General features: G+C 44.4%; 12 protein-coding genes. 11 read left to right on the top strand and 1 reads right to left on the bottom strand.

What is annotated here, in order from left to right:
• Nucleotides 1-14 precede the first annotated feature (14 nt).
• From C5749_RS14970 to C5749_RS14940, 7 genes are all read left to right on the top strand, one after another.
• Nucleotides 15-896, top strand: a complete 882-nt coding sequence (locus tag C5749_RS14970) for an MbnP family protein (protein WP_105726945.1) — start codon at nt 15-17, stop codon at nt 894-896.
• A gap of 32 nt (nt 897-928) precedes the next feature.
• The gene (locus C5749_RS14965; protein WP_245893792.1) at nt 929-1,981 is read left to right on the top strand and encodes a cytochrome-c peroxidase; all 1,053 of its coding nucleotides are present in this window, start codon (nt 929-931) and stop codon (nt 1,979-1,981) included.
• A gap of 145 nt (nt 1,982-2,126) precedes the next feature.
• Nucleotides 2,127-3,116 carry a PLP-dependent cysteine synthase family protein gene (locus C5749_RS14960; protein WP_181151453.1) on the top strand — a complete coding sequence of 330 codons (990 nt, stop codon included), beginning with the start codon at nt 2,127-2,129 and terminating at the stop codon, nt 3,114-3,116.
• Nucleotides 3,117-3,118: 2 nt separating this feature from the next.
• Complete coding sequence (locus C5749_RS14955; RefSeq protein ID WP_105726942.1) at nt 3,119-4,189, top strand: DUF6695 family protein; 1,071 nt, start codon at nt 3,119-3,121, stop codon at nt 4,187-4,189.
• Nucleotides 4,190-4,215: 26 nt separating this feature from the next.
• Nucleotides 4,216-4,584 (top strand): aspartate 1-decarboxylase, encoded by a 369-nt coding sequence (panD, locus tag C5749_RS14950; RefSeq protein ID WP_105726941.1) that lies wholly within the window; start codon nt 4,216-4,218, stop codon nt 4,582-4,584.
• Between the two features lie 114 nt (nt 4,585-4,698).
• Nucleotides 4,699-5,091 (top strand): group III truncated hemoglobin, encoded by a 393-nt coding sequence (locus C5749_RS14945; protein ID WP_105726940.1) that lies wholly within the window; start codon nt 4,699-4,701, stop codon nt 5,089-5,091.
• Nucleotides 5,092-5,187: 96 nt separating this feature from the next.
• Nucleotides 5,188-5,493, top strand: a complete 306-nt coding sequence (locus C5749_RS14940; RefSeq protein WP_105726939.1) for a Smr/MutS family protein — start codon at nt 5,188-5,190, stop codon at nt 5,491-5,493.
• Here C5749_RS14940 and C5749_RS14935 read toward each other — a convergent pair.
• A complete protein-coding gene (locus C5749_RS14935; protein ID WP_105726938.1) occupies nt 5,488-6,588 on the bottom strand; it encodes an L-dopachrome tautomerase-related protein in 1,101 nt (366 codons plus the stop codon). The genes C5749_RS14940 and C5749_RS14935 overlap by 6 nt on opposite strands.
• 210 nt (nt 6,589-6,798) lie before the next feature.
• Here C5749_RS14935 and hutH point away from each other — a divergent pair, with 210 nt between their 5' ends.
• Genes hutH through hutG form a run of 4 tightly spaced genes read left to right on the top strand, consistent with a single transcriptional unit; the run spans nt 6,799 to nt 12,587 of the window.
• On the top strand, nt 6,799-8,367 hold the full coding sequence (gene hutH, locus C5749_RS14930; protein WP_105727075.1) for a histidine ammonia-lyase: 1,569 nt from the start codon (nt 6,799-6,801) through the stop codon (nt 8,365-8,367).
• A 2-nt stretch (nt 8,368-8,369) separates the two neighbouring features.
• Nucleotides 8,370-9,623: an imidazolonepropionase gene (gene hutI, locus C5749_RS14925; RefSeq protein ID WP_105726937.1), complete on the top strand. Its 1,254-nt coding sequence runs from the start codon at nt 8,370-8,372 to the stop codon at nt 9,621-9,623.
• Nucleotides 9,620-11,623, top strand: a complete 2,004-nt coding sequence (locus C5749_RS14920) for a urocanate hydratase (RefSeq protein WP_105726936.1) — start codon at nt 9,620-9,622, stop codon at nt 11,621-11,623. Before hutI ends, C5749_RS14920 begins: the two co-directional genes overlap by 4 nt.
• Before the next feature lies 1 nt (nt 11,624).
• Entirely contained in the window at nt 11,625-12,587 is a 963-nt protein-coding gene (gene hutG, locus C5749_RS14915) for a formimidoylglutamase (protein WP_105726935.1), read from the top strand.
• Nucleotide 12,588: the final 1 nt, after the last annotated feature.

Below are 12,588 nucleotides of genomic sequence, written 5' to 3'. Positions count from 1 at the left end.
TAATTATTAAAACGATGAAAAAACTTAAAAACTATTTACTATTATCAGCGTGTTCGCTAGCATTTTTCATATCCTGTAGCAATGACGATAACCCCGTAGCCAATAATATCACGTTGCATTTCAATAACACGTTTAAAGACAAGACGATTGTACTTGGCGACGCCACATCTTCTACAGCAACCGTAAACGTTTCTGCCGAAGGTCAAGTTCACCACTTTTCCGAATTAAAATACGTGATAAGCAATATCCGTTTGATAAAAGCCGACGGAGCCGAATTGCCATATAACGTTAATGATCTGGATAAGGGGGCTACCGTTGTCAATCAAGCGAAACCACAGACACTGGATTACGTATTGACCAACATACCGGTAGGCGAATATAAACAGATCAAATTTGGTCTGGGCGTTAAATCAGAATTGAATACACTCGATCAAGTCAGATTTCCTAATTTTTATGCGGAAGCAGGAGCCAACGACACCAGAATGCATTGGGAATGGGGAACCGGGTATCGCTTCACCAAGATTGAAGGTTTTTATGATCCCGACAATAAACAGATGTCCATACATACTGGAAGCACCATAGAAGGTGCTGAAGGTGCATACACGCAGGGCGTGGATGCATATCGTGAGATCACTTTGACGCTCCCCAACAATGCGGTGGTTAACAAAGATGCTCCACGGATCACAATCAATGCGGATTTTGATAAATTATTGAGCGGAAAAACAAATACGATTATTTTGAAATCAAGAACAGATGATCATAATCATAACGATGATAGTAACGCTACTCCTAACACGATGTCAGCACTTCAGATGGTGAAATTTGTCGACAACTTGGGCGGAGATCGTTCCAGCGACCTCACCGGTATGTTTTCTGTTAAAAGCGTTGAAAACTAACATGGCTACATGAGCTGCCAACATCTCTAAAAATGGCAGCTCTCTTCTCCAATTTGTCAGACATGAAAACCGCATCTATTATTTTGTCTATTGTATTGCTGTTGCTATCCTGCAGCCAAGAACATATTATACAGTCTACGCCTCATGACAACCCCGAAATCCAACTCGACATTCCGTCAGATTTTCCTGCGTTGAACCCTGCAGTAAGCCGCAATAAACCCACAAAATACGGAGTGGAACTAGGAGAGAAATTTTTCCACGAGAAAAAATTCAGTGGGAATAATACCATTTCATGCGCCAGTTGTCACAATCAGTCGAGCGCCTTTGCCGATAACCATGCCCAAGCCATAGGTATCTACGGCAGAGTAGGACTTCGGAATACACCACCCATTCAAAATTTGGCGTTTATGAAGTTCTACAATTGGGATGGTAACAAGCTTACGTTAGAAAGCCAGCCCTTAGTCCCGATCATAACACACGAAGAAATGAATTCTTCCATTTTAGAAGTGATTGAAAAAATAAAGAATGACTACGATTATAGGGATTTGTTCCGAAAAGCATTCGGCGATGAAGGTATCACTCCTGATAGGATTTATCGAAGTATTGCCCAGTATGAATATACGCTCATCTCCGCCAACAGTAAGTATGATAAAGTAAAACGAAACGAAGGAGAGACATTTACGGAAAGTGAAGCAAGAGGATATCAAGCGTTTAAAATCAAATGTGCAAGTTGCCACAGTACCGAACTATTTACAGATCAAAGTTTCAGAAATGTTGGATTTCCTTTAAACCCCAGCCCAGAAGAGGCAGGACGTGGCAGGGTAACATGGATTCCAGCAGACTACATGCGCTTTCGAGTACCATCGTTGAGAAATGCCGAATATACAGCACCTTATGGCAGTTTTGGTCAGTTTCCAACCTTAAAAGCTGTTCTGGATTATTTTGACAATGGTGTATTAGAGGCCGATAACCTCGATCCCATCTTAAAAGCAAATGGCAACAGGATACCGCTAAGCGAACAGGAAAAAGAAGATATTATTGCCTTTATTAAAACGCTAAGCGACCGTACATTTGTCGGGAAATAAATTCCCAATTGTTTCCCAAATTGAACCCTACATTGTCAACATATAATGTAACATAGAAAAAATAGTTTGTAGAAAACTCACTATAATGCCGTTTTCTTCGTTATAGATATGTTGAACACAGCGAAATTAAAAAAAATAAAATATTTTGATTAGCGAATTTGTAGGCAATACCCCACTTCGGCACTGTGATGCGCTCTCTACTCGGTATCACACCAACATTTTTATTAAAGAGGAATTTCACAATCCAGGAAAGTCAGCCAAAGATCGTCCCGCGCTGTTTATGATTCAGGATGCCATCGCCCGAAAAAAAATCAAGCCCGGTGGGCTATTCGTAGAAGCTAGTAGCGGTAATACCGGACTAGGAATAGCGCTAATAGCCAAAAAATTGGGATATCGTGCTAAAATATTCGTGTCGAAAAGCTGTTCAGAAGAAAAGATAGATCTACTGATAAAGGCCGGAGCAGACATCGAAATTTGCGAGAACTCCAGCGGTTTGCACGATTTCAATTCTACGCAGTTTCGCGCACAATCGTTTGCCGCGTCACATCCTAATGCCTACTTCACAAATCAGTATTACAACACCCAGAATATTAGAGCACACTATAAAACTACTGCCCCCGAAATCTGGAAGCAAACGGGAGGCAACATAACCCATTTTATAGCGGGTGTAGGCACCGGCGGAACGATATCAGGTGTCGGCCGTTTTTTAAAAGAACAACATCCTAATATACATGTCTGGGGAGTAGAACCTTATGGTTCCATACTCGCCCATTTTCTAAAGCACCGCACATTACCCAACAATATCGTACCCTTCGATCCCATTGAAGGCATTGGACGAAACTTCGTTCCCGGATCATTTGATGCCGACTATGTTGACCATATCTTTCAAGTGAACTATCGAGAAACAAAACGTATAGCAACGGAATATTATGCACAGACCGATATCATGATCGGATTTTCCAGCGCTGCCGTGGTCGCCTCGCTGGAACGGTACGCCAATATGATGGATTTTACTACGACGGATAACGTTGTTCTACTTTTTCCGGATCATGGTAACCGATATATCAGCAAACTTTATAACGGAGGCGTGCAACAAGCCAACAGTTCTTCCCGTATCACTTCATTTAACTTCTGAATATGTATACTTTCAACGATATCGCTATCCCTATTTCCTGGCCCGATAAAACCGCTTTGGGAGATGAAAAGTGGATGGCATTTTTAAAACAAATAGGCCTCGTAAAAAATCTTCATTTTAAAGTAGGGCATGCTGCTATATTACTTATTGAAAGAAACAGCGGGAAGATCCGTTATTTTGATTTTGGCCGCTATTTGTCACCACGGGGTTATGGGAGGGCACGGTCCGTGCTTTTCGATCCACGCTTAGCAATTTCTACCGCCGCGCGAATCACGCCAAATGGAGAAATTCAGAATATCGAAGAAATTTTAGAAGAGCTTTGTGAAAAAGAAGAGGCTACGCACGGCGGTGGACGTACTTTTTTTTCGATATGCAAACACATTTCTTTTTCAAAATGCCTTGCTTATGCAGAAAAGTTGGTCGCCCAAGGCCCTATTTTATATGGTGCACTTGCCAAAGACAACAACAGCTGCTCGCGTTTTGTGGCACAAATATTAACCGAAGGAATGGACACCGACGACAACAGGCGCCGCAAAATACTATACCCAGAATGCTTAAAAGCAAGTCCGACAAGCAACGTGGTTAATGCAGTCTCTAGCCGAGAAGTGTTCTGTTACGAAAAAGGGATACTCCAAACTAAAAAAATGAGACGCAAAGATTCGTTAGCATTCCAATTCGGATTGCTGAAAGATAATTTTACGAAAAAAGGCTCAAAAAATTTGCTATGTGATCAAACACCCGGCATGATAGAAGAACCGACGCGTCCATCCTCCGTACCAGAAGATGCACAATGGATGGGTGGTATCGGAGAAGGTGCTTGGTTCCGGTTGGAAGAATTACAAGATGAAAACGTATTTATCATCTATAAATATGACGCTTCGGGAAGACTAGAATATAAAATACGGACAGTATGCACTCAAAATTTCCAAATTGATCGCCCTTATACACTCACACCCAACTTCCTGTATACCAGCTATTCCGTTATACAAAACGATAATCTGTATATATTCTCGGCAGAGCCGGCGATTGGTGATGCAAACAGTAGCCAAGAGAACTTGAAAGCTATTTTATAAAAATAAAAATAATAATAGACAAATAAATGGAATTAACAATTTTAAAGGCAAAAATTCACACCGTTAAGGTGACGGAAGCAAATGTAGAATATAATGGTTCTATCACGATAGATGCCGATTTACTCGATGCCGCTGGCATCAAGAAATATGAACAAGTTTATATTAACAATGCCATCAGCGGCAGCCGTATCATGACGTATGTATTGCCGGGAACAAGAGGCAGCGGAGAAGTTTGTATGAATGGCGGTGCCGCACTTCACGCCAAAGTAGGTGATACCGTACACATCCTTTCCTTCGTTCAGTTATCCCCAGAAGAGGCAGATACGTATCAGCCTACCCTTGTCTTCACAGAAGGAGAAAACAAAATCAAATCAATCGAAAAATACGATTATTAGCAACAGGCGTCCGTTAAAAGGTTGCATTATACAGACAAATAATGCAACCTTTTATGCGCCTCGTCATATTTTTTCCACTATATCTTGTTTAACTTTGTCATTGAGGAGCACATTATGGCAAAAGCAGATATACAAACATTAGACGATATTAAATCGATGGTCGATACCTTTTACGGCCGGGTACAAGAAGACGATCTTATCGGTCCGATATTCAATACCAAATTGGAAGGGCGTTGGCGGGTACATTTGGAAAAGATGTATACATTTTGGCAGACCATCCTACTAGACGAATACACATACCAAGGACGACCGTTCCCTCCTCATGCACAATTGCCGATAGAAGCGAAACACTTCGAACGCTGGTTACAGCTTTTTGATAAAACCGTAAACGATTTATTCGAAGGCCCCGTTGCCGACGAGGCAAAAAACCGAGGACGCAAAATGGCCTCATTGTTCCAGGTGAAACTTGATCATATCCGCCAGTCACCTTTTAAACCGCTCCTTTAAATCATCACCCACCTTTCTCATGCAACGGTCTATTTGCTGATCGACCAAATGAACATTTATTATTTATAATCCTAAAATAACCGTTATTTTTGACATATGGCAACGACATTACCAAAACCGCCAAAGACGGTAGATTTACATGCAGAAGCTTTTCTGGGCAATCTCGACATTTACGAGACCGATGAGCTATTAGCAGAATCGCTGGAATTGATGCGGGAGATGCTTGACGCAGCGATCTATTGGGATTACACAGAAATCCGTTTTATCCATGGAAAAGGAAAGGGTGTACTTCGCCAAGCCGTGTATGAAGAATTAGCCTTTTATAAACAGAACGATGCCATTGCCAGCTATCACCCCTCCTACCATAACGAAGATATCGTTGTCGTCCATATCGGTCTATAACACTTTTACACGATAAACCTCATACGGATAAGAAACCTTGTCCTCGCCATCGTTCCATTGAGGCAAACGGTTCATTTGTGCGCAAGAAAAATATAGATAACCATCGCTTCCCACACCTAAAGAATCCGGCCAAATCAAACGGCTATCCTGCACAACCGTCTCCACCTTACCTTCGGGAGTATACCGTTTAATACTATAATCCAAAGAAGATGTCAAATAGATATTTCCTTTAACATCGGCTACCAAACCATGGGTAATCACTGTTTCTCCCAAATCTTCAACCTTTGCTTTCAATTCGTCCGCCGTTAGTGAGACATCTGCAAGATAAATGGTTTCTATCCGATAAAGCTGAGTGGCATTGATCGGTTTAAAATAAAAATACGTGTTATCTTTCGTCAATGCGATACCATTCACGTTCGAACGGAATGGGTTACCCTTGCTATCACGCATATCCCTTCCTTCGTAGCTCAACACCACATTAGGATCAGCTTTTGTAACGGGTGATTCCGCTAACAGCAGTCTCGTTGTCCCTGTCTTTAAATCCAATACTACGATGCCGGCCTGTCCAGGGTCCGAAAGATAGGCCAGTTTTTTATCCGTATCCACGCGTACATCATTCAAACCTGATCTCGTTTTATCCAAATCGTCGAATGCGTACTGACGAACTACCTTATTGCTCGTTAAATCAATCTGCACCAATTTGAATTGTCCTTCTTGACGCTCCGCCGAGCCATCTTTTCCAAAAACCGACCCTGCCGTAGAAGGCTTAGAATCCAAAACCCATAGTTGATCATCGGTATCCACATAAATATCCTGAACGTTCACAAAGTGATTATCTGACGCGCCCTCCTTTGCATTCCAGTTTCCGTCCGGATAAGCTTTACGCGTACCGCTGATGATTTCAGACAGCCCCATGGTATACGGCTCCTTTCGCGGAAAGGACACGAACACGCGATTATCACTTGATACACTTACGCCTATCGGTTGTGATTTTCCGAAAGAAGCGACGACCTCTAAACGAGGATCTTTTATCTCTTGGGCAAACAGATTCAAGTTCATTATTGTTAAATAGATAAAAATTAAATTTTTCAGCATAATGTTTGATTTTTCATACCTATATATCTATAATTTTAAACAAAAAAAACAATATTTGGTTTGTCTTTCGCGATTTGCTAATCCGCTAAATTACCTCCGGCACAGCCAATTGCATAATATCACGCAAATCTATTACATTTGATTTTATAGGAGAAAAGCTGAAAGATTTCGTTTTACTCCCAGACGACAAAACACGAATACATGACCAATATGAAGAACTTCAAATACGGTATCGATGATCTCCATAGCTCCACCGCGTTGCGCTTGGCGCGAGGGGAACAAAAAGGTATTTTATCGGCAGACACGAAAGAAGCAGTACAACGCAGTGCACAATATGTTCAGGATATTGTAGCCTCCGGCGACACGGTATACGGCGTGAATACAGGTTTTGGGCCGCTCTGTACGACGATTATTAATGCCAGCGACACGCAGAAATTACAAGAGAATATCTTGAAAAGCCATGCAGTGGGTGTCGGTAAACCAATTTCCCCTTTGCTTTCTAAACTAATGCTTGTTCTGAAGATACATGCATTAGCGAAGGGTTTCTCCGGCGTACAGTGGCGTACAATGGAGCGTATCCTATGGCATATCGATCACGACATTATACCTATCGTCCCCGAACAAGGTTCTGTAGGCGCTTCAGGCGACCTTGCTCCCCTAGCCCATCTTTTCCTACCCCTTATCGGACTGGGAAAGGTCTGGGTAGATGGTGAAATAAAAGACGCCACTTCGGTTCTGGCAGAACACCGCCTTTCTCCCCTTACATTAGGTGCCAAAGAGGGTTTAGCACTTATTAACGGCACCCAGTTTATGGCAGCACACGCCGTCATGGCGATAACCGAATTGCACAACGCATTAACAAACGCTGACCTCATAGCCTGCCTAATGCTCGAAGGATTAAACGCTTCCATTAAACCGTTTTTTACAGAATTGCACGCACTTCGTCCGCATCCGGGCAATCAATTTGTTGCCAGCACGATTTATAATTTGCTCCGGGGTTCCAAGATTGTCGAATCTCATAAAAACTGTGCGCGCGTTCAAGACCCCTATTCGCTACGCTGTATCCCGCAAATTCACGGGGCATCCCGACAAGCCTGGCTGCACCTCAGGGATATTGTCGAGACAGAAATTAACGCCGTGACAGACAACCCCGTCATCATCAGTGAAAACCTGACTATTAGCGGTGGTAGTTTTCACGGGCAACCCATCGCCCTACCGATGGATTACGCCACATTCGCCATCTCCGAAATAGGAAACGTATCCGATAGGCGCATCTACCTTTCTCTTGAGGGGGATACCCTTGGCGTTCCAAAATTATTACTCCGATCAACGGGGTTAAATTCCGGGTTTATGATATTGCAATACACCACGGCGGCCCTAGCAAGTGAAAACAAGGGATTGTGTTTCCCAGCTAGTGCCGATAGTATCCCCACTTCGCTCGGACAGGAAGACCACGTGAGCATGGGGTCAATCAGTGGGCGCAAGCTTCGCCAAGTCATCCAAAACGTAAACCGTATCCTTAGCATCGAATTGATTTGTGCAGCCCAAGCATTCGATTTTCACCGACCTTTAGAGTCCACCCCAATCATCGAAGCCATCCATCACCAAATCCGTCAATATATTCCACATATCGAAGACGATCAACCTATGGAAGACGTATTATCCAAAGCACAAGAGTTGGTTGAGTCGGGAGAGCTTGTTGCTTTAGCGTCGCGCGTAGCCGAAGAAGAAGGCCTTCCTTATTATGGCAGTCACGCAGAACAATTCAATACCTTTTAATCATGGCAAAAAAACTGTTAGGTCCTTTTACGCAATTATTGCCTCTGGCAAACTTATCCTTACATGGCCCCTTGGCCGATCATACATTAGAAATAATCGAAAACGGCGGTATTGTAATAGAATATGACCGCATCATCGACATTGGACCGTATGCCGCGTTGCGGGAAAAACACGGCTCCACGGTAACATTCGTCGAAATCGATACACCGGCGGTATGTATGCCTAGTTATATCGATTGCCATACCCATATTGCCTTCGACGGGAATCGCGCAAATGATTACGCCCTACGTAATGCAGGAGCCACGTACTTGGAAATAGCGGAAGCAGGTGGCGGTATTTGGAGTACGGTACAGCATACACGGAACGCATCTATGGAAGCGCTTATCGCACGTATTATAGAGCGGGTCGATGCCTTGATCAAGCAAGGGATTACGACCATCGAAGTCAAGAGTGGCTATGGTCTTTCGATCGAACAAGAACTCAAAACACTACGTGCTATACAACAAGCTCAAAAACAGGTACCAGTCGATTTAGTGCCTACCTGCCTTGCAGCCCATATGAAACCTCGAGATTTTGCAGGAGACGCATCCACCTATTTAGAAAAGATGGCGGCCGAACTATTTCCGATCTTACGACGGGAGAATCTAACGAACAGAATCGATGCGTTCGTGGAAAAAAGTGCGTTTAGCGCAATCGAAATAAGACCCTATTTCCGTAACGCCAAAGAACGAGGATTTGACATTACGGTGCATGCCGACCAGTTCACGACATCAGGCTCCGTAATTGCCGTTGAATTTGGAGCGGTCAGCGCCGACCATCTGGAAGCATCGACCGAAAAGGAGATTCAAATACTCGCTAAATCAGATACCGTTGCCGTAGCTCTGCCAGGCGCATCTTTAGGACTAGGTTGCGCGTATACGCCTGCACGCCGCTTGTTAGATCAGGGAGCTATCCTAGCCATAGCAACCGATTGGAACCCCGGCTCAGCGCCTATGGGGCAACTCATGGTACAGGCCTCTATCTTAGCGACAGCCGAAAAGCTCAGCAATGCAGAAGTATTTGCGGCTCTTACTTCGCGTGCAGCAAAAGCATTGAACTTAACTGATAGAGGACAATTACAGCGCGGACAACTCGCGGATTTCAATATCTACACGACCGACAACTACCAGAACATCACGTACAAGCAAGGGACGCTCTTGCCACAACAAGTTTGGAAAAGCGGTGCACTCATCTATACGAAAGGAGAGCAAGCATGACATTTCAAGAACAAATAATCCAGGGTATACCGGCGGTGCTCCCCCCGAAGGCCGTATACGATGGCACGATAAGCCACGCTCCGAAGCGCAAAGACATCTTAGGCCCAGATGAAAAAAAGCTCGCCGTTCGAAATGCACTGCGCTATTTTCCGGCTGCGTGGCACGAAGAACTAGCTTCAGAATTTCTGGAAGAGCTCAACGACTACGGACGTATCTATATGCACCGGTTCCGCCCTCAATACGCCATGTATGCACGCCCTATTTCGGCGTATCCTGCCAAAAGCAGCCAAGCAGCGGCTATTATGCTCATGATACAGAACAACCTCGACCCCGCCGTGGCGCAACATCCGCACGAATTGATTACCTATGGCGGGAATGGAGCCGTTTTTCAGAATTGGGCACAGTATCTGCTAACGATGCAGTATTTATCTGAAATGACAGACGAACAGACACTGCACGTTTACAGCGGGCATCCAATGGGTCTATTTCCCTCTTCTAAAGAAGCTCCGCGGGTAGTCGTGACCAATGGCATGATGATTCCAAATTATTCCAAACCGGACGATTGGGAACGGTACAATGCCCTTGGTGTAACACAATACGGACAGATGACTGCCGGATCGTATATGTATATTGGTCCACAAGGTATCGTCCATGGTACGACTATCACCGTCATGAACGCCTTTCGAAGCCAGCTACCTGCAAATGAAAGTCCACGAGGTAAAATATTCCTTACTTCGGGACTCGGCGGCATGAGTGGTGCACAACCCAAAACCGGAAATATCGCTGCATGTATCACCGTATGCGCAGAAGTGAATCCAGCTGCCGCACGTAAACGTCATAAACAAGGCTGGGTAGACCTGTTGATCGAGGATATGGCACAACTTATTAGCCGCGCAAGACAAGCCGTCGAACAGCAAGAGATCATTTCGATCGCCTACATCGGGAATATAGTCGATGTATGGGAAGCTTTTTGGGATGCCAACATACAGGTATCGGTGGGTTCAGACCAAACATCTTTGCATAATCCCTGGTCGGGCGGTTACTATCCCGCAGGTTTTTCATTTGAAGAATCTAATAAACTACTGGTCGAACAGCCTGCCGTTTTTAAAGAAGCAGTGCAACGTTCACTGATACGACAAGTAGATGCTATCAATAAGCACGTATCCCGGGGAACCTATTTCTTCGACTATGGCAACGCTTTTCTTTTGGAGAGTAGCCGCGCAGGTGCCGACGTGATGGCGGCAGACAGTATCAATTTCCGCTATCCTTCTTATGTCCAAGATATTTTAGGACCAATGTGTTTTGACTATGGCTTTGGGCCTTTCCGATGGGTATGTACCTCCGGTTTAGCCGACGACCTCCGCAAAACCGACAGCATGGCCATAGCGGTATTGGAAGAATTATTAGCATCCGCTTATCCGGAGATCGAACAACAACTGCAAGATAATATCCAATGGATACGGCAGGCGGAAAGTAATCAACTTGTGGTCGGTTCACAAGCACGTATACTCTATGCCGATGCCCTGGGCCGCGTACGGATCGCCAAAGCATTCAATAAAGCCATTCGGGACGGAAAAATTACCGCTCCTATCGTCTTAGGGCGTGATCATCATGATGTTAGTGGTACCGACTCCCCCTATCGCGAAACGAGTAACATCTATGATGGCAGTAAATTCACGGCAGATATGGCTATCCACAATGTTATCGGCGATAGTTTCCGGGGTGCTACATGGGTTTCTATCCATAATGGTGGTGGTGTCGGCTGGGGCGAGGTTATCAACGGTGGCTTCGGCATGGTTTTGGACGGTACAGCTACCGCAGACCGAAAACTAGAAAGTATGTTATTTTACGATGTCAACAATGGTATCGCACGACGTGCATGGGCACGCAACAAAGAAGCTCGCCAAGCCATAGAAGTAGAATTGAACCGGACAAACTCGCTGAAGGTTACGCTGGCAAACGAAGTGGATGACCATCTATTAAATAATATTTTCAACTAATATGTCGAATGCCTTTCAAAATTATTACACGCCACCATCATCAGCTAATTGGACCGGGAGAGTAGATGGTTCGGATCGGAGTCATCTCCGTTGGCACCAAATTGTAAAATCTATACATTTGGATGAAACCGAAAATTTAAGTGGCCGTTTTGTGCTACTTGGTTATGCGTGCGATGAAGGTGTAATACGAAATTTAGGACGAGCCGGCGCTGCAAAAGCCCCCCAGACGCTACGAAAAAGCTTATCGAATCTGCCCGTCCACCAACCACAACAGACCGATATTATCGATGTGGGCGACATTCATTGCCATGATAGTAATCTCGAAGCATCTCAGGAAGCACTCGGCGAAGCGGTAGCTCACATCTTGAAGAAAGGTGGTTTTCCTATCGTGCTCGGAGGTGGACACGAAGTTACTTTTGGCCATTATCTCGGACTTCGGAAGGTTAGCGACAAAAAGATCGGTATCATCAACTTCGATGCGCATTTTGACATCCGAGAACCACAAGACCATAAGGCTACTTCCGGCACGGGTTTTTATCAAATAGCACAGCAAGAAGAGCGCTTCCACTATCTACCTATTGGCATACAGCAAATAAGCAATACACAAGCGCTCTTCAACACTGCCCAGACCTACGGCGTAAACTGGATTGAAGCACAGGATTTTGATGTTACAAACCAAGTAATAATACAGGATCGACTATCGTCGTTTATACGTGAGATAGATCAGCTCTATGTTACCGTAGATATGGATGTATTTGCTGCCCCATACGCACCCGGCGTCAGTGCACCAGCCTATAACGGGATACTACCCAACCCCTTCTTTATCTCGGTATTTGAACGTATCATCACTTCGCCAAAATTTGTCAGTATTGATTTCGCGGAACTAAATCCAGCTTATGATATCGATAACCGTACCGCAAAATTGGCAGCAGATTTGATTTTTAGGATTGTTAAACTATTATAAT

The organism is Sphingobacterium gobiense (assembly GCF_002980575.1).
In the GTDB taxonomy this organism is placed as follows: Bacteria; Bacteroidota; Bacteroidia; order Sphingobacteriales; family Sphingobacteriaceae; genus Sphingobacterium; species Sphingobacterium gobiense.
Note: the sequence above shows the minus strand (reverse complement) of the source record. Positions and strands in the feature narration are given on the sequence as shown.